Consider the following 23,914-nt stretch of genomic DNA (forward strand, 5'->3'; position numbering starts at 1 on the left):
GCGGATCAGATGTAGGATTTCAATACTTCATCTTTGGCCATCACAGTTTGTAAGGTGCTTAAAACTTGTAATGTATTCTGGTTTTCTTCGGAATAAATTTCAGAGAAATTCTGCTTGGAAACGCTAAAGAAACGAGCTTTATCTTCAGATTTAATATTCAAAAGTTCGGCCAGAACATTCAGGCTTTCACCCTCACCAACTGCCATATCACGCGCCAGTGCTTCAGCGTTTTCATTGGTAAAGGTCACCACTTGAGCGGTTACGGTACCGCCCTGGCTACAACCCAAAGTACCAAAAGTGATCCCGAGCCACTGATTCGTGAACAGAACGTTGGTCGTACCTGCAAAGAGTTTAGGAATAATACCAGACTGACCCGCCCACACCTGACTTCCGATACCACAACCGACATCTCGGTCAGCCATCGCCATGCTTGAACCTGTCGCCAATACCGCCGCCAGCATAATTTTTTTCAACATAGTTATTCTCCAATTATTCTCATGCAATCTTTGTTATTACTCTAATAATGTAATTTAAACTACATACTCAGCAGAGTAGCGACAAGTCAAGTTTGGCGCAATTGAAAAAATGTATGCTTTACATAAACATAACCTGATTGATTTTACTGTTCTTTGAGCGCCCAATCGCCTTGTGAATTACGCTGTCCCAAGATTTTCAGTACTGACACCAGACTCAGCAATAACAACAAATACCAGGAGCCCAGTTTGCCCCATCCCACCATATGCCATTGCTCAATCTGGCTTGGATAGAGCCAGATCTGGTAAAAGGTACTGATGTTCTCGGCAATCCAGATAATAAACGCCAGAATCAGCAGTACGGGTAACATCGGCAACTGAAAAGTATGCCGATTCAGCTGAAAGCGAATTCTGGTTTTCCAGAACATCAGCACGCTCCAGACAAATAAAATCACCCGATAATCGGGAATAAAAAACTTGCTCATAAAGTTGATATAAGACAAGACAGCCAATGTCAGCATATGGCTAAAACGCGGCAATTTTTCAAATGAAACCTGATATAGACGTAAAGAGCGCGCAAAAAAACTGCCGACCGCAGAATACATAAAACCGGCAAATAAAGGCACGGTCAGGATTTTAAATATTGCGGGTTGAGGGTAATGCCAGGAAGCAATTGCCGGATGGGTCAGGAAGATTTCCATCACCATGGCCATGAGATGAAATAACGCAATCACTTTGGCTTCAGCCCAGGATTCCAGTTTGGTATAGAGCAATATCACCTGAATCAGCAAAGCAAAAAAAAGCAGATAGTCATACCGGTAAAAACCAAAGAAGAGATCGCTGCCCATAGAAGCAGTCAGCGCAAAAGCGAGCAGGAGTAAAATCCCAAATAAGGCAGCCGAAGCTGCCTTATAAGTAAATTCAAACCCTGATTTGAATAGATCGATCAAGGTTTACATCCTAAAGATATTTGGCACTATACTCATGTACGGTATCAATAAATGCTTTTGGATTCGCCGGATCAACCCACTGGGTAATACCATGACCTAAATTGGCAACATAACCGGTTTTCTCGCCATTGGCATAGGCATCATCCAGCATGGCTTTTGTCGCTTTAATGATGGTGTCTGATGAACCATATAAAGTTGCAGGATCCAGGTTACCCTGAAGTGCTGCACGACCAGCAACCGTTTGACGAGCGACATTCAATGGCGTGGTCCAGTCCAGACCAAATGCATCTGCGCCTGTCGTAATCATCGGTTCCAACCATTGACCGCCACCTTTGGTAAACAGAATTACCGGAATCTTGCGGCCGTCTTTCTCACGTTGCAAACCAGCGACAATCTTCTGCATATAGTTCAGCGAGAACTCGATATATTCACGATGTGCTAATGCCCCACCCCAACTATCAAAGATCTGTACCGCTTGTGCACCCGCATCGATCTGCGCATTCAAATATTCAGTCACTGCATCAGCCAGACGATCCAGTAAAGCATGCAAAACTTCAGGCTGCACATACATCATCTGTTTGGTAAAACGGAAATCCTTGCTTGAACCGCCTTCGACCATATACGTTGCCAGAGTCCATGGACTGCCCGAGAAACCAATCAGAGGAACCTGACCGCCCAAGGCTGAACGAATGGTCGAAACGGCATTCATCACATAATCCAGATCCGACTTGGCATTAAATGCAGGCAGATTGGCGACATCCTGTTCGGTACGGATGGTCTTGTGAAATTTCGGGCCTTCACCGGCTTCAAAATACAGCCCCAGTCCCAAAGCATCCGGAACCGTCAAGATATCCGAGAATAAAATCGCGGCATCAAGATCATAACGGCGTAAAGGCTGCAAAGTTACTTCACAGGCCAGTTCAGTATTCTTGCAAAGCGAAAGGAAATCTCCTGCCTTGGTACGCGTTTCGCGGTACTCAGGCAAATAACGGCCAGCCTGACGCATCATCCATACTGGCGTAGCATCTACAGGCTCACGCAACAATGCGCGCAGAAAACGATCATTTTTTAAGGTCGTCATTCACATTCCCATCTTTCTTTGACATTGCCAACATCATAGCAAAAAGGCCGCAGTTTTAATAACTTCTGGCAACTTTAAAAACCGATCGGATTGAACGGCAACCTAGTGATTTACACAAAACAACTACTGCATCTCCACATTTTTTCTGTAATACTTATAGTGTTTTTTCACATAGTTAAAGAAATAATTCTTAAGGTTGAGTTACATGTTCGTTCGCACAATGCTCGCTGTGAGTCTAGGTTGCATTTTCGCAGGTCAAGTTTTTGCCGCGTCTACTGCTGAACAACCATTAAAACCCCAAGTGGTGACTGATGTTGCAGTGCAAGATCCGATTGATCCATTAGCAACTGAAGCTTCAGCGGCCCAAGCAGCACCTGCAGAAGCGCAAATTACCGCACAAGAACAACAAGACTTAAAACAGGCATCTGAAGCGCTGAATGAGCTACAGGATACCGAAGATCAGACTGCTTCTATTGGCGCAGCACCAAATACCAAAGCATCGACTAACTCTGCAACGACCAAAGCTTCGTGGACTTTAGACGGCTTAAATAATGCCCAGTGGTATGAAAATATCGGTGCAGGTCAATTCCCAGTTTACGCACGTGCACATGTCATGCTGAATAATGCCCATGCATCACCGGGGGCGATTGACGGAACCAGCGGTAAAAATACACTAAAAGCCATTGCATCTTTCCAGCAAATGAATGGCATTAAACCGACAGGTGTTTTGACTCAGGAAACCTGGGATAAACTAGTTGCACGTCAGGGTTCTAAGCCAGCCTTTGTTGAATACACCATTACTGAAAAAGATCTGGCAGGCCCATTTGCCAAGTCTATTCCTTCAGATTATGCGTTACAGGCGAAAATGAAAGGCTTGTACTACACACGTGTCAGTGAAATGTTGAGTGAAAAATTCCATATGGATGAGAATTTCTTAAAGAAACTCAATCCAAATGCTAACTTTAATAAAGTTGGTGAAAAATTACTGGTCAGTAATGTACGTAATGACTTGCCTGAAGGTATTCACTTGATTGTTGCACATAAAGGCGCGAAACAACTGTACTTATTTAACAGTAAAAATCAAATGATCGCGTCATTCCCTGCCACCATTGGTAGTGCGGATACACCATCTCCAACCGGAACCTATAAAGTAACAGGTGTTGCACCAAACCCTTGGTACAGCTATTCACCGTCTAACTTTGTACAAGGTAAAAACTTAAAACCACTATCTTTACCACCGGGTCCTAACGGTCCTGTCGGGAATATCTGGATTGGTTTAAGCAAGAAATCATTTGGTATTCACGGAACACCAAACCCGTCTACCATTTCGAAAACAGCGTCACATGGTTGTATTCGTTTGACTAACTGGGATGCCAATGATCTTGGCCGTAAAGTCAAATCTGGGGTAACGGTTCGTTTCTTAGAATGATGATCGGTCTGCCGATTTGAATAAAAATAGCCTGCTTTTGAGCGGGCTTTTTTATTCCTTATGTTTACTTTCAGCTCTGTCGTTGCAAAAATGCAATGATCTGTCGCCTATTTGAGATTTTTTCAGTTATAAAACGACAGTATGATGATCTCAAGTTAAAAATAATGTCGAGATAAAATCATGAATGCTTTTCTACATCCTAGCGAAAATCGTGGTCATGTAAAAATGGGCTGGCTGGAGTCTAAACACAGTTTCTCATTTGGTAACTGGTATAACCCAAAGTATATGGGTGTCAGCGCTTTACGTGTCATTAATGATGACCTGATTGATGGACATCAGGGTTTTGGAACGCATCCACATGACAATATGGAAATCCTGACCTGTGTGCTGAAAGGAACCATTACCCATCAGGACAGCATGGGCAATCATGGCGGAATCGCTGCGGGTGAATGGCAACTGATGAGTGCAGGAACAGGTGTGCGGCACAGTGAAATGAACCAAGGCGACGAACAGGTCCATTTACTGCAAATCTGGATTATTCCAAATGAACGTGATGCCAAGCCGAACTATCAGCAAATCCGTCTTGACCCGCATGAGCAACCGAACCAGTGGCATTTGATTTGTGGTCCGAATGACAATGCACCGATGCATATTCGTCAGAATGCCGAAGTCAAAACTGCGGTGATTCAGCAAGGCCAAAGTCTGAAAGTGAAAGCGACCCAGCATATTAATTATGTACATGTTGTTTCTGGCACTGTCCAGATCGCTGAACATACAGTTGAAGCTGGCGGCGCAATTGCTTTTCTAGATGATACAGAAATTAAAGCAAGCGAAGATGCGCAAGTGATCTGGTTTGATTTGCCGGAAGTACCCAACTAAGCTTTTAAAGCTCTCAGCTCTAATGGCTATTGATCCCAGTGATTAATAGCCATTTTTTATGAATCGAGAATAAAAGTAGACAGAAGCTTTATCAGAAGATAATTTTTTAAAAACAGCTATAAAAATCACACCAATTCACATCAGTTTTTTACTTAAAATTCTGGCATTTCAGGCGAAGATGAAGCTGATTCATTTCTATTGAATGAACGCATCGCGAATGGCTGATCTGGTCATGGTCTTATATGGGATTCAACGTCTATCCAGCTTTGTATTGATTTTACGTAAACCAAAGAGCAACGCTTATGAACCAGATTTTAGAAATTCAGAATCACCAGCAACATGCTCTGCATTTTTTACTAGCGTTTTTAAAACAACAAAACTATCAGTTCACAGCTATTACTCCGTTGTCGCATCAACGGATTTTGGATCGTAAAAGAAACGAGAAAAATCAGGAAATAACCCTGCAGGATATATTTGGCTGGAATCTGGAATTTAGCAAAACCGATCTTGATCCGGTTCTTTTTTCCTTGCTGGCAAAACAGCAACTTCTACAGGTTCAGGATGAGCAATACACCAGTCTGGTCAGGGTCGCCTCACTGGAAGGTGAACTCTTTATTCACTCTTCCTTTCCAACCACACAACAAGATGCTGTTTTTTTTGGTCCCGATACTTATCGCTTTGTCTATCATCTCAAGCAATATCTAGCCACCGAACCTCGCCCTTTCAAACGGGCTGCTGAAATATGCTGTGGCACCTCTGCTGCTGCCATCAGTATCGCCAAATACTTTCCAGATCATGAGGAAATCTTTGTAGCAGATCTAAACCCCAAAGCCTTGCTCTATAGTCAGCTCAATATTGATTTTTCGGGTTTTACTTCAATCTCTCCGGTGCAAAGCAATTTATTTTCCAATCTTGAAGGTCAGTTTGACCTGATTTTTGCTAATCCACCGTATTTAATTGATCCTGAGCAACGGCAATATCGTCACGGAGGTAATGAGCTCGATGGCAATGAATTATCTTTTAAAATTATAAAACAAGGCCTGCAAAGGCTAAATTCAGGCGGCCGTTTATTTTTATATACCGGCGCCACCATCACACGAAATGGCAATCGATTTTTACAGTATCTGCAAGACCTGATGCAGCAGCATCAAAATATTCACTGGTCTTATGAGGAAATTGATCCGGATATTTTTGGTGAAGAATTAGAGCAACCTGCTTATCAGCATGTGGAAAGAATTGCTCTGGCTCTGATTAAGATTGAAGTATGCGATTAAAGAATATCTGTTTATAAATTATCGACTTTTTAAATATCGAACCTCTTCAAGATCCGTTTTTTTTAAATCATTCTGTAAAATTCATCAGCAATAAAAAACCCCAATCTTTCGATTGGGGTTTTTAAAATTTGGCGGAAGCGGTGAGATTCGAACTCACGGAGGACTCACACCCTCGTCGGTTTTCAAGACCGGTGCATTAAACCGCTCTGCCACGCTTCCATGGGCGCAATAATACGGCGCTTTTATGCAACTGACAAGTGAAAGTTACAGTGAATCTGATTAACTGCATATAGTTTCATCAAATCCCTACAATTTGGCGGCCAATTCGGCTCCTTCACGAATGGCACGCTTGGCATCCAGCTCGGCAGCCAGTTTTGCACCGCCAATAATATGATACTGCGCCAAGGTATTTTCCCCAGCACTCGGCATCAGGTCTTTTACCGATTCCTGACCTGCACATACCACAATGGTATCCACACGCAATAATTGAGCATGGCCATCTACCTCAATCCATAAGCCTTCATCCGTGACAGATTTATATTGCACACCGCGCAACATCCGCACGGCATGTTTTTTTAACTGGGCACGATGTACCCAGCCTGAAGTCTTGCCTAGTCCTGCGCCAAGCGGTGTCTTTTTACGTTGTAATAGATAAATTTCCCGTACTGGAGGTTCTACTTCAGCACGCTGTAACCCGCCTTCAGTCACATAATCTGGATGAGAATCTACACCCCATTCACGCTTCCACTCATCCACAGGTTGCGGCTGTATTTGATGCGGTGGCTTTAATAAAAACTCGGACACATCAAAACCGATCCCGCCTGCGCCAATGACCGCAACACGATCACCGACAGGTGCGCCACGTAGCACTTCTGCATAAGATAATACTTGTGGTGCCTGACTGCCTTCGATATTCAAGGCACGCGGCACAACCCCTGTAGCCACAATCACCTCATCAAAACCCTCACGCTCCAACTGCTCGCGGTTGACTCGGGTATTGAGACGCAGATCAACTCCAGTTTTTTCTAGCTGCACTTTAAAATAACGAATCGTTTCGTGAAATTCCTCTTTCCCCGGAATGACTTTAGCCAGGTTGAACTGTCCGCCTACTTCATGACTGGCCTCAAACAGCGTCACATCATGCCCGCGACTGGCTGCGACAGTAGCAGCCGACAAACCTGCGACACCCCCACCGATCACTGCAATACTTTTTGGTTTTTTGGTTTTGACATAGACCAGTTCGGTTTCATAAGCGGCACGCGGATTGACCAGACAGGTTGCGCGCTGGTTTTTAAAGGTATGATCCAGACAAGCCTGATTACAGGCAATACAGGTATTGATTTCATCCACACGATTGGTTGCAGTTTTATTGACCCAGAACGCATCGGCCAAAAGTGGACGTGCCATTTGCACCATATCTGCCTGCCCTGATGCCAGAATTGCTTCGGCAGTCTCTGGCATATTGATCCGGTTGGACGCAATTACCGGCACCGACACATGTTTTTTGACTTCAGCGGTATAATCGACAAAAGCGGCACGCGGTACAGAAGTCACAATAGTGGGGATACGTGCTTCATGCCAGCCAATCCCGGTATTAAGCAAAGTAATCCCCGCCTTTTCCAAAGCTTTAGCTACGGTAATCACTTCCTGCATGGTATTGCCATCATGTACCAAATCGAGAAGCGACAAACGGAAACAGATGATAAATTTTTCGCCAATTTCCTCGCGAATGGCTTTGACAATTTCTACGGCAAAACGCATCCGGTTTTCAATCGGGCCACCCCAACGGTCGCTACGCTGGTTGACATGACGACTTAAAAACTGATTCAGCAAATAGCCTTCCGAACCCATAATTTCTACGCCATCATAGCCAGCCTTTTTGGCAATACTGGCCGTGTTGACATAGTCATGAATGGTATTCAGGATCTGTTTATCTGACATTTCACGTGGTTTAAAAGGAGAAATTGGCGATTTGATTGGACTTGCCGACACCACAAAAGGCTGATAGCCATAACGTCCGGCATGCAGAATTTGCAAAAGAATTTTGGCGCCATGTTTATGCACTGCATGCGTCACCAGACGATGTGGCGCAATATCGCCCAAGATATTCATGGTGCCGCCCGCCGGCAACAACCAGCCTTGACGGTTTGGCGATATTCCACCCGTAATCAGCAGACCTACGCCACCCTTGGCACGTTCGCCAAAATACGCTGCAAGTTTAGGATAATTATAGAAGCGGTCTTCCAGACCAGTATGCATCGACCCCATTACCACCCGGTTTTTAATGGTGGTAAAACCTAAATGCAGTGGTTTTAAAATGTTGGCATAGCGCGTCGTGGTCATAACAAATCCCTGATTATATTTGGCTGAGCAAGTCATTCCCTTACTTTAACTGATTTTCAGCGGCTTTTTATGACCCGGAGTTCAGCATTTTCAGGCACAAATATCAATCTTCGAAACAGTTCTTTCTATACATGACGAATTAGTTCTGCCATTGTCGTGCGCTGGATTTCCATAATGCAATCACGCCCAATACTGTACCAATTGGAAAACTCAGCAACATCAGAATAGCCATTATTCTGGATAAAGTACGTCCTGAACCATTGCCCTGCTTCACCTTTATACTGGCCTGGATATTAAAAAACATCAACAAGCCTAAAAGCAGCAGCACCACACCTAAACTCAGCATGGAAATACTGGATTGCTGATATTCAAGATATAAAAACAGCACTGTACTAAAACCAATCAGGCCGGCATAAATCCCATGCAACAGTGCCAGTGTTTCATTCTTGGTTTTAGGATTTAAATTAGGTAAAGGTGGGATATGAGTCGCCATGCTTTTATTCCTGTTTTATCTGGTTTTTAAATTATTCGGCTGAATATAACCAATTTTTTACTTTTTCAGCAGGATTCTGGTTAAAATCGTGCGATTTATGATTATTTAAGCCTATTGAATAGAGATTTTAAAACGAGTTTTTCTTTTCTAAAGCAAACCTAAATAAATTAATGATACAATTGATGCAATATGTATTTTTTCAGGCCACCAATTCTGGCGTGCCTATTTCATATCATTAGGATGAACAATGTCTGATAATGCAACTATCTTGCAGAATGTCCCAGTAGGTAAAAAAGTTGGTATTGCCTTCTCTGGTGGTCTAGATACTTCTGCTGCTCTTTTGTGGATGAAACAAAAAGGCGCTGAACCTTATGCTTACACAGCTAACTTGGGTCAGCCAGACGAAGACGATTACGATGCGATTCCAAAAAAAGCTGAAGCTTATGGCGCAGTAAAAGCACGTTTAATCGACTGCCGTTTACAGCTTGCATTAGAAGGTATTGCTGCAATTCAATGTGGCGCGTTCCATATTTCTACAGGTGGTATGCCTTATTTCAACACGACGCCATTGGGTCGTGCAGTAACTGGCACCATGCTGGTAACTGCCATGAAAGAAGATGATGTTAACATCTGGGGTGACGGTTCGACTTATAAAGGCAACGACATTGAACGTTTCTACCGTTATGGTTTATTGACCAATCCTGCGCTTAAAATCTACAAGCCTTGGTTAGACCAAACTTTCATTGACGAGCTGGGCGGACGTGCAGAAATGTCACAGTTCCTGATCGACAATGGTTTTGACTATAAAATGTCAAAAGAAAAAGCTTATTCAACTGACTCAAACATGCTGGGTGCGACGCATGAAGCTAAAGATCTTGAATACCTGAATGCAGGCATCAAAATCGTTGAGCCAATCATGGGCGTTGCGTTCTGGAAAGATGACGTAGAAGTAAAAGCTGAAGAAGTATCGATTACTTTTGAAGAAGGCTTCCCGGTTGCTATCAACGGTCAACGCATTGAAGATCCAGTTGAATTTATTCTTGAAGCGAACCGCATCGGTGGCCGTCACGGTCTAGGTATGTCGGATCAAATCGAAAACCGTATCATCGAAGCGAAATCTCGCGGTATCTATGAAGCTCCGGGTATGGCGCTGCTTCACATCGCTTATGAGCGTCTGGTAACGGGTATTCATAACGAAGATACGATTGAACAATACCGTATTAACGGTCTACGTTTAGGTCGTTTGCTTTACCAAGGTCGCTGGTTCGATTCTCAAGCGCTTATGCTGCGTGAAACTGCACAGCGTTGGGTTGCTAAAGCAGTTACCGGTACTGTAACGATCGAATTGCGTCGTGGTAATGACTACACCATTATGAATACTGAATCTCCGAACCTCACTTATGAAGCTGAGCGTTTGACTATGGAGAAAGGTGATTCTATGTTCTCGCCGATGGATCGTATCGGACAGTTGACCATGCGTAACCTGGATATCACGGATACTCGTGCAAAACTGGGTATCTACACAGAGACAGGTTTGCTTGCAGTTGGTTCAGCGTCTGCCGTGCCACAATTGAAAGACAAAAACTAAGTTTGGTTTTCAGTCAAAAAAACCGCTCTTGATGAGCGGTTTTTTATTGCTAATTCTTATTGATCTTCAAAGCACTGAACCTTTGGCAGTATCTGAATTGACGGAACGCAGTGATTGATAATAAATCTGATTTCGTCCCAGCTGCTTAGCACGATAGAGCGCCTGATCCGCAATCCCCAATAAGGCGTCTTTATCAATATCATCTTCACCACGATAAACGGTAATGCCTAAACTGATGGTGATATGTTTCGCAACCAAGGATTTTTCATGTGGAATTTCCAGACGATCAATCGCCTTAAAAATATTTGAAGCCACCGCATAAGCACCATGTGCATCCGTTTCTGGCAAGAGCACCACAAACTCCTCCCCGCCATAACGCGCGACAAAGTCCATATGTCGGATCGCATTCTTGATGGTTTTGGCAATAGTCGAAATGACATCATCACCTTTCTGATGCCCATAAAAATCGTTGTAATTTTTAAAGAAATCTACATCGATAAACAGAATTGCCAATGCCGTTTCTTCACGATGTGCACGTTCGAAATGGACTTGCAGCGTCTCATCAAAAGTCCGTCGATTGGAAATCTTGGTCAGCTCATCGTACTGACTCAAATGTAATAATTCGTTGGTATGGATACGCTGGATCTGCTCACTGATTCTGGCGCGAATGCTATAGAGAAATATCACACGCTCACGGGCAAAAATCATATGGCTAATCACATAACCCAGCAAGCAACTTCCAATTAAAATCCGGCCAAAAACCATAGGATTAAATTCAACTGACAGACCGAACAATACAATAATGGTGGTTGCGGCGGCGAGCAGTCCGGTGACCAGCATCTGAATCGGCTTAATACCGGTCAGAACATAACCCAGGATATATACGATCGTGACTATCGCCATGGATTGATGCTGCAAGGCATCAGTTTTAATCGACATGGTGATACATGAAATTGACACCTGTACCCAGAATACCAACAGCATCGAAGCCTGAGGAAAAAAGCGCTTGATCTTGGGTAAGCACGAGAACATATAAAAGATAATTAGCGACACGCCGCCATTGAGCAAGCCCAACATACACAGGACAAAATCATGTACGAAATATTCTTTGCTGATGCTCCAGTAATCTGTGGGAATCATCACCACCAAAAAAAGGAAATAGGCTAGTACTCCAGCCCACACATATTTTTCGACATGTTTGCGGGCGCGTTCCAGATTTTTGGTCCAGAATTCTTGTTCCAGATTTTGAGGGAAGACCGGGCCTACACGCTGGCTTTGCCGTGTAATCAGTTGTTCTATGTCTTCTTTATCATCTTGCAATTTCGCTAGATTGTACTTGTATTCCATTGCCAAGTATTTATGTAATTTTTTTATTAATTTTAAAATAACATACTTTTTAAAATTAATTTATACATATCCCTTATTTTGTAGCGCTTTCTCGTTACCATTTTTACTATAGATGGATTATCATTTGTTTTATTTGTTCGACTGAATTTGCCTTGAATACGATTACGATTCTCCAGCCAGATGATTGGCACGTTCACCTGCGTGATGGTTTAGCACTTCAACGTACCGTTCCCGATTTAGCCAAGCAGTTTTCTCGCGCCATTTGCATGCCAAATCTGGTGCCACCCGTTAAAACTGTCGAAGAAGCCAATGCCTACCGTGAACGTATCATGGCACATGTGCCTGAAGGGGTAAATTTCGACCCGCGTATGGTGCTGTATTTCACTGACAACACCCCGGCAAGCGAAGTTAAAAAGATCAAAGAATCTGCGCATGTCAATGCCATCAAGCTCTATCCTGCGGGTGCGACCACCAACTCCGATAGTGGTGTGAGCGATATGAGCAAAGTCTACGGCGTAATTGAACAGCTTGAAGAACACCAAGTGCCTTTATTGCTACATGGTGAAGTGACGCATAATCATGTCGATATTTTTGACCGTGAAAAGCGTTTCCTGGATGAAGTGCTGGCTCCCTTACTCAGACAATTTCCCAAGCTGAAACTGGTGCTCGAACACATCACCACCAGCGAAGCAGCAAACTTTGTACTTGAGCAAGACCGTAATGTCGCTGCAACCATTACGCCGCAACATTTATTGTTTAACCGGAATGACATGCTGGTTGGTGGGATCAAGCCGCATTTCTACTGCTTGCCGATTTTAAAACGTCAAACGCATCAGCAAACTTTGCTGGAAGTCGCAACCAGCGGTAATCCTAAATTCTTCTTGGGAACAGATAGCGCGCCGCATTCAAAAAATGCAAAAGAAAATGCGTGTGGCTGTGCAGGATGTTATAGTGCGCCGACTGCCATTGAGCTGTATGCTCAGGCATTTGATCAGGTGGGTAAAATTGAACGCCTGGAAGGTTTTGCCAGCCATTTTGGTGCAGACTTCTATGGCCTGCCACGTAATACCAGCACAATTACCCTGGTTAAAGAAGATCAAGTAATCCCTGAAAGTTTAGACTATCTGGATGGTGAACAGATTATCCCACTGTATGCTGGTAAAACCATTCAATGGAGAAAAGTGTGACAAATGAAACGCTCCCAATCATTGGTCAACGTTTTCGTGGATTCTTACCTGTAGTTGTCGATGTCGAGACTGCAGGTTTTAATGCGCAGACTGATGCATTGCTGGAAATTGCGGCCATTCCGATTGTTTATAATGAGGAGGGTCAATTTGTGCCGGGTCAAGCTTACCATGCACATATCAATCCTTTCGAAGGGGCAAACCTCGACCGACGTTCGCTGGAGTTTATTGGGATCGATCCTTCTAATCCAATGCGAATCGCCATGGCCGAAGATGAGAAAACTGCACTCAAGCGCATTTTTAAATCGGTGAATGAAGTGCGTCGCCAGCAAAATTGTACCCATGCAGTTTTAGTCGGACACAATGCACATTTCGATTTAGGTTTTCTTCAGGCCGCGATTGCCCGTACCGGGACCAAAAACCAGAACCCGTTTCATAGTTTTTCTGTCTTCGATACAGTGACTTTAAGTGCGGTGATGTTTGGTCAGACTGTACTGGCGAAGTCCTGTATCCAAGCTGGAATCGAGTTTGATGGTAAAGAAGCCCATTCTGCATTATATGATACGCAGAAGACCGCTGAACTGTTTTGCTATATTTTAAACAAACTCGCACCTCACCTGCTTGACACTCTGGTGGCGGATCAATAAGATACCGCCATCTTCTAAACGTCCCTATCGTCTAGAGGCCTAGGACATCGCCCTTTCACGGCGGTAACCGGGGTTCGAATCCCCGTAGGGACGCCATCTATTTTTTCTCTTCTTTATATTTCTTTGATCAGCATCTTAAATTGCTCAAGCCTTACACTTTCATCAATTAATTAATAAAAATAATTCTCATTACTATAGATTGCTTGCCTCAAGTTAATGATAATCACTTACATTATCTTTCGCAGATTTAACCCTTCTCATGCGTTTTGCTTATTCCCCACTTTCTATTGCGGTTCTAACAGCTTTATCAACATCTAGTTTTGCAGAAGAATCAAATTATCAAGAGCCTGTCCTCAATGAAGCAACGGTTAAGTTCAACACGATTATTATCGAAGCTCAGCAAGCAAATGAAGTTGGAAAAACAGTTTATTCAAAAGAAGATTTAGAAAGGACGCCAAATAGCTCAAAGAACATTACCGATTTTTTAAAATTAAATCCAAATGTTCAATTTAGTCAGTCACAACTTGCAGCAGGTTCTCAAGGTGAAATTAAACCTGCCGAAATCTCTATTAATGGCGCACAAACCTTCCAAAACAATTTTATTGTGAATGGTGTTTCCAACAACCTACTTATTAATCCAGCAAATTCAAACACAAATACATTTCAAGATATCGGAACTGGCGCACAAGCTATGGCAGTGAACACTAACCTACTTTGTGAGCTTGAAGTATTAGATAGCAACGTGTCTGCCGCTTATGGTCAATTCACAGGTGGTGTTGTAAATGCTAAAACATGTGCACCGCAAACAGAGATAGGGAAAATTCACAGTTCTATCAATTACGATTACACTGAAAGCGATTGGGCTCGCTACAACTCAATTTCACCTTTAGAAGAAAGTAAATTTGAAGAGCCCACAGATGAATACCAAAAGGAATATACCAAACAAGGTCTAAGCACCAATATTTATGGGAAGCTCTCGAATGATTGGGGCTTTAATGCTTATGCCTCTCAACGAGAGTCTATCATCCCAGTCAAAAGTGGCTTTGAAACACCTAAAACAATTGATCAAGAACGACATATCTCAAATCTTGGTGCAACATTATTTTATACACCAAACGCCTCAACCAAAGCGAAGTTTGGTTTGGATTATGGATTGCTGGACAGTTTGAGCTATGTGGACAGCAATCGTGATTCGGGAAGTACCACTGAAACCGAAACACTTACATTATTCTCTGAACTCGAACACCAATTCAATCTAGGTACTCTCGTACATAAACTTAATTTCCAAAACTCAGCGACACAACGTATTGCTGACAATAACTACAGTATGCATTGGTACTATGCCGAAGGAAGTAAAGATTGGAATAATACCGATGTTGTTCGAGAAGGCGCCATCATGGGAGAAATCAAACAACTCCAAGACGTTCTCTCTTACGACCTACAAGCCAATATAGACCCATTTAAAGTTGGTCAATCCCGACACAACATGACTCTAGGTGCAGGTTACAGCCATGCTCATGTTGCGTGGAAACGAGTCGAGGATGTTTTACTCGCGACAAAGACCCATTTAAAAGAACTTGGCAAAGATACTACCTGCCTTCAAAGTGACCCATATTGTGATGAGAAACTAACAATAAATGGTTGGAATGGACAATATATCGCTGGTGGCACTCTGTACAAAGCTGGTGATATTCAAGCCCAGCAAGATCGCCTAAATATATTTATTGAAGACAATATTCAATGGAATGATCAAATTTCAACACGCCTTGGTGTTCGTGCTGATTATGACTCTTTGAGTAGTAATATCAATATTTCCCCTCGCAGTCGTCTCTCTTACAAACCCTTTAGTAATGATCAATTGCATTTATCCGCTGGGTGGAATCGCTACTATGGTCAGCAAACGTTAGGTACAGAACTGAATGAAATTCAAAATGATTTGCTCTACAAACTGTCACGTGAAAACCCACATGCGACTTGGGTAGAAACACAAACTGCACTATCCAGCGGTGCGCGTAGTTCAGCGCTCAATCCCCCTTTCAGTGACGAGACTGTTTTAGGCCTGAATACACAAATCCAGAATTGGGATCTAGGGCTAAAATGGGTCAATCGTAAATATCAGGATGAAATATCAAAAACTAAAGTTACTCCTTTAGATGGATCAAAATTCTTCTACGAATATAATAATGAGGGAAGTGGCAAAGCTGACATCTACACCTTAACACTTAGAAATCGTCAACCGATCGCTCTGGGGGATAGCCAACATTTATTTGCCTTGGGATTTGACTACAGTGAAGTCTTCCGCAGTTATGTAGATTACACTTCAGCCTATGATCAAGCCACTCAAGATGAATGGGTCTCTTATGATGGTCAAATTATTCGTTGGTCAGACCGCCCTGCCCCAAACTTTAACCAACCATGGACCGCACGAGTAAACTGGGATATTGCATTCGATACACTGCCTGTACGTATTTCAAACTTCTTTAGCTATAAAGACAGTTACGATGATATGGTTGCTGTCTCCGATAAAAATGACAAAGTCGAGTATGAAGGTGAACTGCTTGACACCTATTTAGTCTCTGAAATTAAACCAAAATTTACATGGGATATACGCACCACCTATGATTGGGAAATTTCAAAAGATTTAAGGGCAATTTTTGGTTTAATCATTAACAACGTCACCAACCGCGTGAATACCTATACAACAGGCTCGACCTCAAATGATAGACCATGTGTAATGACTGAAATCGGCCGCCAATTTATTGCAGATGTTACTTTTAAATTCTAGAGCCTGAATAGGTACATGCTGCTGCTCTTTTTAATTTGCTTAGGCTATAATTAATGCGATTTCATATTTTGCCTTTGTATCATGTTAAAAAAGATCTTACTGGTTTTACTGATTTTAGCCCCGTCCGCGCTATATCTCTATATCGTCAACCGTGATGATGACAACACTGCGGAGACTGAGACAGTGTCAACCCCAGCTGAAAACTCTCAGCCTGAGCAATATCAAACTCCAGATCACTAAGTTTTAGTGATCTTTTCAAATATTTATTTTTTATAGTCTTGAAATCTGTTCAGAAAATAACATTTTAATAAAATAAAGTTTTTGTTTTGCCTAATGTTTAAACTGTTAAATGAATTTTAGCAAAAACCCTTTTGACAAAACCCGGCTTAGTCCTTAATATACGCATCACCTCGCAACGTCCCTATCGTCTAGAGGCCTAGGACATCGCCCTTTCACGGCGGTAACCGGGGTTCGAATCCCCGTAGGGACGCCATCTATTGATCTCATACGATCAGACCTTATTCGAAATTACCATTATTCGATTGCAGATTTGTAGTTTTTCACTACAATAGCTCGCTTCATTCCTTTGAAGTATTTCTTATTTCCTATGCACTCATCTCCGAATGATGCTACGCATCAGGGCAATTCTGCGCCTTTAAAACGCGCTATGAGTACTCGACATCTGGTCATGATTTCGCTTGGTGGCGCAATCGGAACAGGCCTATTCTTAGGGTCGGGTGAAGTCATTGCACAAACGGGGCCTGTAGGTGCCATTCTCGCTTATCTCCTGGGCGGTATTATCGCGTACATGGTGATGCTATGTTTGGGCGAACTTGCCGTTCATATGCCAGAATCTGGTTCATTTGGCGCTTATGCCAAACGTTATATTGGACCAGGCACAGGCTATACCATCACCTGGTTATACTGGCTGACATGGTCGGTCACTCTCGGAACTGAATTTACTGCAGCGGCCTTGCTGATGCAGGAATGGTTCCCGGACATTTCCATGTGGTTATGGACCATTATCTTTGGTGTATTCGTATTTAGTCTAAATATGATTTCTACCCGCTGGTTTGCCGAATCCGAATTCTGGCTGGCACTGGTAAAAGTGGTCACGGTTGTTGCTTTTATTCTTTTAGGTCTATTGGCCATCTTTGGTGTTCTGGGCTATCAAGGCTATGAAGCTGCACCTTTATTTACCAATCTGACTGCACAAGGCTGGTTCCCTGAAGGTCTATTCCCGATTTTTGCTACGATGCTGATCGTGAACTTTGCCTTCTCTGGTACCGAGCTGATTGGTGTGGCTGCCGGTGAAACTGAAGATCCTGCGAAAAATGTCCCTAAAGCGATTAATACGGCAATTTTCCGCTTATTAATTTTCTTTGTAGGTACCATTATCGTGGTAACAGCCTTACTTCCGCATCAGGAAGCGGGCTTAGCCGCTGAAGGCGTGAGTAGCAGTCCGTTCGTAACCGTATTCCAGCACATTGGTATTCCATATGCCGAAGACATCATCCGCTTTGTCATTATCACTGCGTTGTTGTCTGCTGCCAACTCGGGTCTATTTGCTGCTTCACGTATGATGTGGTCATTGTCATACAGCAAACAGTTGCCTGCCGTATTCTCAAGACTAAATGCTCGCGGTGTACCGTATATTGCAGTCATGGTGACCATGCTGGGTGCATTACCAGGTTTATTGTCTGAACAGTTTGCGCCAGAGACGATCTTTACCAACTTGCTGGGCGTTGCGGCGTTTACCATGGTGGTGGTCTGGATGAGTATCTGCTTAAGCCAGTTCAACTTCCGTCGTCAGTGGTATAAACAGGGTCATACGGCCAAAGAACTGGGCTTTGCTGCACCATTGTTCCCGATTGTGCCAATCCTGGGCTTTGTGTTCTGTTTTATTACCTGTATCAGTATGGTCTTTGATCCATCAATGCGTATCAGCTTCGTAGGCTGTCTGTTATTTATTGCAGCGTGTTATGTAAGTTATTATGCCTTTTATCACAACAAGTCTTAATCATCAGTTTTAAAAGAGCGGCTCCGGCCGCTCTTTTTTTATCTATACTATAACCATAGTGGGCAGCCTTAAGGGTGCGTCGATGAAAATTGTGTTTATTCACGGCATGAACAAGCAACAGTATACGGCTACTTCATTACGTCAACATTGGCTGCATCTCTTCAAAACAGGCCTTCGGAAAAACCCACAACAGCAAGCCCGGTTTACTTATTTAAAACGGCATATCCGTATCCCTTTTTATGGCGATTTACTTTCTCGGCATCATTTTCATAACGTCTTGAATGCCACCACCCTGATGCCGCAACAGTGGCCGCATTTCCCTTTTTTACATCCCGCACAGCTGCAACCGGCATCGCCACCAGACCAGTGTACCTATCAAATTTGTGACGTCCCGCAGTCGAATATTGATGATGTCCTGAATTTCAATCAAAAACTGAAATTCATTACAGCATTAAGCAAAGATATTGCCTTGCGGGATTTTGCGGTACTCATCAATTATTTTCCCAGCTTACATGCCAGCTTTTTGCATAAGTTTTGCTGGAAACTTATCTTTATTTGGCCAATCCGGATTTTATGCAGGAAGTTCACCGCCGCATTCATGATCAACTCTATAGCAGCAGGCCACAGATTCTGGTGGCACATTCGCTTGGCAGCGTGATTGCCTATAATTATTTGATTCAGCATCCAGACGTCATTAAAGCGCTACTGGAATTGCTATAAGACTCACGTCAAACTCTAAATTCAACTTTTACCGTTCCATTCATATTCTTCTTCTATTCAGTAAAATCTTTCATCCAGACCTACCAATTTACTGCTTTTTCTGCCTTTTTTATAAATATACGGATGTCTGTTAATGATTGTTTTATCAAAGATAATTTACACATTAACGCCACAAAAAGTGCAGCTTGGCTTGCCGCAATTTTCTCTATACTGTGAATATATAGATCGACCTCCGTGAGGTATCGATGAAAGTTATTTTTATTCATGGAATGAACCAGCAACATCACAGTGCTGCATCGATTCGCCAGCGCTGGCTGCATATACTTCAAAAAGGCATTCGCAAACACCGTCATGATGCCAGATTCAGTTATTTACGACGTCACATTCACATTCCATTTTATGGAGACTTGCTTTCACACTATAACGTTCGCAACATCCTGAATGCTGGAACCTTGATGCCCCAGCAATGGCCCAGCTTTCGTTTCCGTCAACCTGTCCATCCTCAGCTTCCTGCACCCGTTCCACGTCCTGGCTGGCGCAAGCCCGTGATTTCAGATCTTCCTCAGCTTCATCTGAATGAGCCGATGGATTTCAAACAGAAATTCAAATTTATTACTACGCTAAGCAAAAATGTTGCACTGCGAGACTTTGTATTATTGCTGAATTATTTTCCCAGTCTGCATCGGAGCCTGCTTCAGAAATTTCTGATTGAAACCTATCTGTATCTCGACAATCCTGCTTTCATGAAGGAAGTTCATGAGCGGATTGCCCGGCAATTGAATGGTCGCAAACCTTGTATTGTGATTGCTCATTCTCTGGGCAGTGTGATTGCCTATAATTATCTTATTCAGCATCCTGAACTGAACGTACAGCGTTTTATTACTTTAGGATCGCCATTAGCCTTTCAGGTGATCCAGTCACATTTACCGCAACCCATTGTACGACCTGCAGCAATTACAGGCGACTGGATAAATTTTTATTCAACTGATGATTTTCTTACCGCCTTTCCTCTTACACAACCGCCATTTCAGTTTCAACCCGCAATTATTAACCACGGCATTCGTACCCATATTCACCGCCCGCATGATATTACCGGCTATTTACTCCATCCGCAGGTAGTAGAAGCAATTCTGGAATTGCTTAAAAATCCAGCTTAAACCATGTAATTTTCCAGTATTTTCTCTAGATTGTTTTAAATTTATGCACTCAACCCAGAAAATCATTTTTTTTATGGAAATGCGTTTGACACCCCCCTGTTTTCACCCTATTATACGCCCACCTCTGAAACGTCCCTATCGTCTAGAGGCCTAGGACATCGCCCTTTCACGGCGGTAACCGGGGTTCGAATCCCCGTAGGGACGCCAATTTTCAGAAGTACATTTTATTAAGTCCCTATCGTCTAGAGGCCTAGGACATCGCCCTTTCACGGCGGTAACCGGGGTTCGAATCCCCGTAGGGACGCCATTACTTCAAGCTAAAAGTAGCGGTTTTAAAATTTATCTTCTGTACTGTCCCTATCGTCTAGAGGCCTAGGACATCGCCCTTTCACGGCGGTAACCGGGGTTCGAATCCCCGTAGGGACGCCATATTCGAGATGGCAACATCTCAACAAAAAGCCCGAGCATTGCGACTCGGGCTTTTTTTTATCTTGCAAATTTTATTTCTGAAAACTTTAAACCTTGTTTTTATCATTCGTTCAAATCTAGCTCTCTTTCTGGGGGCTGCCATCCCATTCTTAATTTTACAATTTGTATTGTTTTAACATTTCTATGCATAGAAATATCCGTTCATTTTCATTTAAAGCAATACACCAATAAATTAGAACAAAAATTCAACACCCTGCTTTTAGAGGGCACGTTAAGGTAAATCAAGAGAAATCTGCAAGGATCAGATTATGTTCGTCAGCACAGAGCTAAGTTTACCTTTATCGCCAAATAAAAATCATAATTATCAAATTAAAAGCTTTAAGGATTGGGTCGACTTTTTTCAAGATACTGAAATTTCGACATATACCAAAACTGAAAAAGCTGAATCTTATTTGAGCGATCTGATTAAAAATTTAAATATTGATACTCTCGGATGGTTAGATCAGCCCCCACAGGTTGAACAGCATCTTTTAGAACAACATCATCAAATCTGTGCCACTTTCCAGGCCTATGTCAATCGCCGTAAACAGCAGCAGCCTCGGGAATATTTTCCAACGGTTTCTCATGCTTTCGAATTCCTGGCGAAAGTTGCACCGGTCAAACTGGTCGATGGTGCCTGGTTATATTCGACCGTGCCAAACTGTAATCAGCCCGAGCTAAAAGATTTGATTTACATCTATCTCGAAGAGCTTGGTTTAGGGCATCCGCGTGCCAATCATGTCACCATGTATCAGGACCTGTTGAGTCATTATGAGCTGAACAGTTACGCCGAGCATTTGGATGACAGTTACTACGAACAGGCTGTCGTACAGCTAGCACTAGCTTATGCCCCAGCCAAATATTTACCTTTGGTCATTGGCTTTAATCTCGGCTATGAACAGTTACCGCTACATCTGTTAATCACCAATTATGAACTGGCTGAACTGGGTATCGATCCGCATTATTTCAATGTGCACATTACTATTGATAATGTTCACAATGGTCATGCGCAGAAATCCCTGCAAGCGTTTATCCAGCATTTTAATCAAGCTGAAGATCCACAAATTTATCTTGAACTGATTAAAAAAGGCTATGTTCTGAATGACATCGGCAAAAGTTCCTCCCAGATCATTAAGGAACTGGATATTGGGCAGATGGCTTTAAAAGTTTTCCAGAATAAAGCGCTGATTGGTCAATATATTCATAATCAGAAATGCCAGTTTAGTGGCAAGACCATCAATGACTGGTTATCCGATCCTGCCCAGATTGCCGAGTTTTTGCAGGTCATGATTGACAAAGGCTGGATCGTAAAAGATGCACCAGTGGAGCAAAGCCGTTTCTGGAAAATGATAGATCATCCGGAGGGTAAAATGTTTGGGGTCTTTAATGCGACCGAAAAACAGATTATTAAAGACTGGATTCAGGGCGCAGGCTTGGCAACTCGCCTGTCCTCACGTAGTGCAACCCCATCACAGGCAAAAATTGAACCTGCAATGAGCCGTATGGACCAGCAGCGCTTGAATCAGTTAAAAAGTCGCTTCATGCGCTGTGAAGGTGCGGAACAGAAAATTGATTTACTGATTCCTTATACTGCACCGCATATGCATCATACTGAAATTGGTTTATGGGCGACTCGTCAGTTAAGCCAGTTATTATTTCCTTTTCAGACCCAGGCGATGCATTATTCCTAAAGCACCCCTAAGTGCCAGAAATTAAAAAACCGGACATTTGCAGTGTCCGGTTTTTTAATAAAGATTAAGCCGATTTTCGCGAGTTTAATTGTCCCTTGATCACCGCTTTGACATTGCCTTTCAGATACTGCAAAAAGACTTTTAGTGGTGACAGTTTCGGATTAGGCTGCTTGCCTTTGGCAATTTCCTTAAACTGCGCGGCATACCAGATGATTTCCATAATCGCCATCTTGTCGACCATTGGAATACCGGTTTTAATTTTCTCAACCGCATAACGTACATCATGCCCTGCAACCAGACGATTGCCCAAGTCAGGTTCTACCGCAAAGGGACGTGCAATCCCGACAAAATCACAAGCACCACTGTCAAGCGCGGCATTCATGCCTTCAACAGTTCGGAATCCACCAGTGACCATGATATGGCACTTCACTTCCTGACGGATTTTTTCGGCAAAATCGAGGAAATAGGCTTCACGAGCAATGGTCGAGGCCTTGCGCTTGTCTGCTTTCACGCCGGCCATCGCAGGTGCTTCATAGCTACCACCTGACACTTCAATGATATCAATGCCTGCCGCGTCCATCGCTTTAAAGACATAGATGACATCTTCTTCGCTAATACCGCCGCGCTGGAAATCAGCTGAATTCAGCTTAACCGAAATAATAAAATTTTCCGAAGTCGCAGCACGAACAGCCTGATAGGTTTGCAGCAAGAAACGGGTACGATTCTCAATACTACCACCCCATTGATCCTGACGCTTATTGGTCAGCGGTGACAGAAACTGGCTAATCAGATAACCATGTGCCCCATGCAACTGCACCCCCTCAAATCCTGCTTTTTCACAGATGGCAGCCGAAGTGGCAAAGCGCTGAATAATATCCAGGATTTCATCTTCGCGCAGTTCCCGTGGGGTTCCAAAGCTCATGGCCAAAGCCGGACTAAAGGATACTGCCGAAGGTGCAACCGTTTCTTTATTCAGACCTTTAGGACACTGGCGGCCCGGATGCGACAACTGGACCAATTGTACCATGCCATGCTGTTTGCCTACGTCGGCCCAGACTTTAAGCTGCGCCAGATCGCGTTCTGTTTCTACCACTACGACGCCCGGTTCATTCTTGGCACGATAATCCACCATGACATTACCCGTAATAGCACAACCCAAGCCACCTTCGGCCCATGCTTCATACAACTTGAAATGCGCCTGATTGGGTTGGCCGGCATCATTGGCCAGTGCTTCACTCATGGCACCTTTGATGATGCGATTTTTGAAAGTGGTATTGCGAATTTGAATGGAATCGGCCAATTGAGTCATGATCTGTCCTGATACGTTACTTTTATTTTGTACTCGTTTATAACGTAAGCCAGAACAATTGACAATCAGTCTTGTC

The 23,914-nt window shown here is 43.2% G+C and carries 18 protein-coding genes, 6 tRNA genes and 1 pseudogene; 17 read left to right on the forward strand and 8 right to left on the reverse strand.

Going from position 1 to position 23,914, the window contains the following annotated elements; translation table 11 throughout:
- Positions 1-5: 5 nt before the first annotated feature.
- From Q9R24_RS01845 to hemE, 3 genes are all read right to left on the reverse strand, one after another.
- Positions 6-476, reverse strand: a complete 471-nt coding sequence (locus Q9R24_RS01845) for a DUF3015 family protein (protein WP_004279577.1) — start codon at positions 474-476, stop codon at positions 6-8.
- Positions 477-619: 143 nt separating this feature from the next.
- Positions 620-1,423 (reverse strand): DUF817 family protein, encoded by an 804-nt coding sequence (locus Q9R24_RS01850; RefSeq protein WP_311203593.1) that lies wholly within the window; start codon positions 1,421-1,423, stop codon positions 620-622.
- Positions 1,424-1,433: 10 nt separating this feature from the next.
- Complete coding sequence (gene hemE, locus Q9R24_RS01855; protein ID WP_311203594.1) at positions 1,434-2,504, reverse strand: uroporphyrinogen decarboxylase; 1,071 nt, start codon at positions 2,502-2,504, stop codon at positions 1,434-1,436.
- A gap of 205 nt (positions 2,505-2,709) precedes the next feature.
- Between hemE and Q9R24_RS01860 the strand changes: the two genes are divergently transcribed.
- From Q9R24_RS01860 to Q9R24_RS01870, 3 genes are all read left to right on the forward strand, one after another.
- Positions 2,710-3,933, forward strand: coding sequence for a L,D-transpeptidase (locus tag Q9R24_RS01860; RefSeq protein ID WP_311203595.1), 1,224 nt, complete (start codon positions 2,710-2,712; stop codon positions 3,931-3,933).
- Positions 3,934-4,113: 180 nt separating this feature from the next.
- Positions 4,114-4,812 (forward strand): pirin family protein, encoded by a 699-nt coding sequence (locus tag Q9R24_RS01865; RefSeq protein WP_311203596.1) that lies wholly within the window; start codon positions 4,114-4,116, stop codon positions 4,810-4,812.
- A 302-nt stretch (positions 4,813-5,114) separates the two neighbouring features.
- Entirely contained in the window at positions 5,115-6,086 is a 972-nt protein-coding gene (locus tag Q9R24_RS01870; RefSeq protein WP_180085208.1) for a class I SAM-dependent methyltransferase, read from the forward strand.
- Positions 6,087-6,215: 129 nt separating this feature from the next.
- Here Q9R24_RS01870 and Q9R24_RS01875 read toward each other — a convergent pair.
- The 3 genes from Q9R24_RS01875 to Q9R24_RS01885 all read right to left on the reverse strand — a co-directional run bounded on the left by Q9R24_RS01875 (position 6,216) and on the right by Q9R24_RS01885 (position 8,922).
- Positions 6,216-6,305, reverse strand: a tRNA-Ser gene (locus Q9R24_RS01875).
- An 87-nt stretch (positions 6,306-6,392) separates the two neighbouring features.
- The gene (locus Q9R24_RS01880) at positions 6,393-8,429 is read right to left on the reverse strand and encodes an FAD-dependent oxidoreductase (protein WP_311203597.1); all 2,037 of its coding nucleotides are present in this window, start codon (positions 8,427-8,429) and stop codon (positions 6,393-6,395) included.
- Positions 8,430-8,568: 139 nt separating this feature from the next.
- Positions 8,569-8,922 carry a hypothetical protein gene (locus Q9R24_RS01885; protein ID WP_004646383.1) on the reverse strand — a complete coding sequence of 118 codons (354 nt, stop codon included), beginning with the start codon at positions 8,920-8,922 and terminating at the stop codon, positions 8,569-8,571.
- A gap of 247 nt (positions 8,923-9,169) precedes the next feature.
- Between Q9R24_RS01885 and argG the strand changes: the two genes are divergently transcribed.
- A complete protein-coding gene (gene argG, locus Q9R24_RS01890; protein WP_004279561.1) occupies positions 9,170-10,510 on the forward strand; it encodes an argininosuccinate synthase in 1,341 nt (446 codons plus the stop codon).
- A 66-nt stretch (positions 10,511-10,576) separates the two neighbouring features.
- Here the strand turns inward: argG and Q9R24_RS01895 are convergent, their stop codons facing one another.
- A complete protein-coding gene (locus Q9R24_RS01895) occupies positions 10,577-11,857 on the reverse strand; it encodes a GGDEF domain-containing protein (RefSeq protein WP_311203598.1) in 1,281 nt (426 codons plus the stop codon).
- A gap of 152 nt (positions 11,858-12,009) precedes the next feature.
- Here Q9R24_RS01895 and pyrC point away from each other — a divergent pair, with 152 nt between their 5' ends.
- The 13 genes and pseudogenes from pyrC (at position 12,010) to Q9R24_RS01960 (ending at position 22,529) form a co-directional block, all read left to right on the forward strand.
- Positions 12,010-13,044: a dihydroorotase gene (pyrC, locus tag Q9R24_RS01900; protein WP_005246868.1), complete on the forward strand. Its 1,035-nt coding sequence runs from the start codon at positions 12,010-12,012 to the stop codon at positions 13,042-13,044.
- Complete coding sequence (gene rnt / locus Q9R24_RS01905) at positions 13,029-13,688, forward strand: ribonuclease T (RefSeq protein ID WP_004279557.1); 660 nt, start codon at positions 13,029-13,031, stop codon at positions 13,686-13,688. Before pyrC ends, rnt begins: the two co-directional genes overlap by 16 nt.
- A gap of 20 nt (positions 13,689-13,708) precedes the next feature.
- Positions 13,709-13,784: transfer RNA gene (locus Q9R24_RS01910), tRNA-Glu, on the forward strand.
- 163 nt (positions 13,785-13,947) lie between these two features.
- Positions 13,948-16,473, forward strand: coding sequence for a TonB-dependent receptor plug domain-containing protein (locus Q9R24_RS01915; protein ID WP_311203599.1), 2,526 nt, complete (start codon positions 13,948-13,950; stop codon positions 16,471-16,473).
- 81 nt (positions 16,474-16,554) lie between these two features.
- On the forward strand, positions 16,555-16,713 hold the full coding sequence (locus tag Q9R24_RS01920) for a hypothetical protein (RefSeq protein WP_004646377.1): 159 nt from the start codon (positions 16,555-16,557) through the stop codon (positions 16,711-16,713).
- A gap of 177 nt (positions 16,714-16,890) precedes the next feature.
- Positions 16,891-16,966: transfer RNA gene (locus Q9R24_RS01925), tRNA-Glu, on the forward strand.
- 114 nt (positions 16,967-17,080) lie between these two features.
- Positions 17,081-18,493 carry an amino acid permease gene (locus Q9R24_RS01930; protein WP_311203600.1) on the forward strand — a complete coding sequence of 471 codons (1,413 nt, stop codon included), beginning with the start codon at positions 17,081-17,083 and terminating at the stop codon, positions 18,491-18,493.
- Between the two features lie 82 nt (positions 18,494-18,575).
- A pseudogene (locus Q9R24_RS01935) lies at positions 18,576-19,186 on the forward strand (alpha/beta hydrolase); the annotation flags it as partial.
- 272 nt (positions 19,187-19,458) lie between these two features.
- A complete protein-coding gene (locus Q9R24_RS01940; protein ID WP_180180389.1) occupies positions 19,459-20,370 on the forward strand; it encodes an alpha/beta fold hydrolase in 912 nt (303 codons plus the stop codon).
- A gap of 131 nt (positions 20,371-20,501) precedes the next feature.
- Positions 20,502-20,577: transfer RNA gene (locus Q9R24_RS01945), tRNA-Glu, on the forward strand.
- Between the two features lie 24 nt (positions 20,578-20,601).
- Positions 20,602-20,677: transfer RNA gene (locus tag Q9R24_RS01950), tRNA-Glu, on the forward strand.
- Between the two features lie 46 nt (positions 20,678-20,723).
- A tRNA-Glu gene (locus tag Q9R24_RS01955) sits at positions 20,724-20,799 on the forward strand.
- Positions 20,800-21,107: 308 nt separating this feature from the next.
- Entirely contained in the window at positions 21,108-22,529 is a 1,422-nt protein-coding gene (locus Q9R24_RS01960) for an iron-containing redox enzyme family protein (RefSeq protein ID WP_311203601.1), read from the forward strand.
- Between the two features lie 64 nt (positions 22,530-22,593).
- Here the strand turns inward: Q9R24_RS01960 and Q9R24_RS01965 are convergent, their stop codons facing one another.
- Entirely contained in the window at positions 22,594-23,838 is a 1,245-nt protein-coding gene (locus Q9R24_RS01965) for an NADH:flavin oxidoreductase/NADH oxidase family protein (RefSeq protein WP_311203602.1), read from the reverse strand.
- Positions 23,839-23,914: the final 76 nt, after the last annotated feature.

It is taken from the genome of Acinetobacter sp. RRD8 (assembly GCF_031844225.1).
In the GTDB taxonomy this organism is placed as follows: Bacteria; Pseudomonadota; Gammaproteobacteria; order Pseudomonadales; family Moraxellaceae; genus Acinetobacter.

Bases quoted from the DNA above. Each gene is read 5' to 3' on its own strand.
- Q9R24_RS01865 (WP_311203596.1), top strand. From the start codon at position 4,114: ATGAATGCTTTTCTACATCCTAGCGAAAATCGTGGTCATGTAAAAATG.
- Q9R24_RS01940 (WP_180180389.1), top strand. From the start codon at position 19,459: ATGAAAGTTATTTTTATTCATGGAATGAACCAGCAACATCACAGTGCT.
- hemE (WP_311203594.1), bottom strand. From the start codon at position 2,504: ATGACGACCTTAAAAAATGATCGTTTTCTGCGCGCATTGTTGCGTGAG.
- Q9R24_RS01920 (WP_004646377.1), top strand. From the start codon at position 16,555: ATGTTAAAAAAGATCTTACTGGTTTTACTGATTTTAGCCCCGTCCGCG.
- Q9R24_RS01895 (WP_311203598.1), bottom strand. From the start codon at position 11,857: ATGGAATACAAGTACAATCTAGCGAAATTGCAAGATGATAAAGAAGAC.
- Q9R24_RS01880 (WP_311203597.1), bottom strand. From the start codon at position 8,429: ATGACCACGACGCGCTATGCCAACATTTTAAAACCACTGCATTTAGGT.
- Q9R24_RS01965 (WP_311203602.1), bottom strand. From the start codon at position 23,838: ATGACTCAATTGGCCGATTCCATTCAAATTCGCAATACCACTTTCAAA.
- Q9R24_RS01915 (WP_311203599.1), top strand. From the start codon at position 13,948: ATGCGTTTTGCTTATTCCCCACTTTCTATTGCGGTTCTAACAGCTTTA.
- Q9R24_RS01960 (WP_311203601.1), top strand. From the start codon at position 21,108: ATGTTCGTCAGCACAGAGCTAAGTTTACCTTTATCGCCAAATAAAAAT.
- Q9R24_RS01860 (WP_311203595.1), top strand. From the start codon at position 2,710: ATGTTCGTTCGCACAATGCTCGCTGTGAGTCTAGGTTGCATTTTCGCA.
- rnt (WP_004279557.1), top strand. From the start codon at position 13,029: ATGGAGAAAAGTGTGACAAATGAAACGCTCCCAATCATTGGTCAACGT.
- Q9R24_RS01885 (WP_004646383.1), bottom strand. From the start codon at position 8,922: ATGGCGACTCATATCCCACCTTTACCTAATTTAAATCCTAAAACCAAG.
- Q9R24_RS01870 (WP_180085208.1), top strand. From the start codon at position 5,115: ATGAACCAGATTTTAGAAATTCAGAATCACCAGCAACATGCTCTGCAT.
- argG (WP_004279561.1), top strand. From the start codon at position 9,170: ATGTCTGATAATGCAACTATCTTGCAGAATGTCCCAGTAGGTAAAAAA.
- Q9R24_RS01930 (WP_311203600.1), top strand. From the start codon at position 17,081: ATGCACTCATCTCCGAATGATGCTACGCATCAGGGCAATTCTGCGCCT.
- Q9R24_RS01845 (WP_004279577.1), bottom strand. From the start codon at position 476: ATGTTGAAAAAAATTATGCTGGCGGCGGTATTGGCGACAGGTTCAAGC.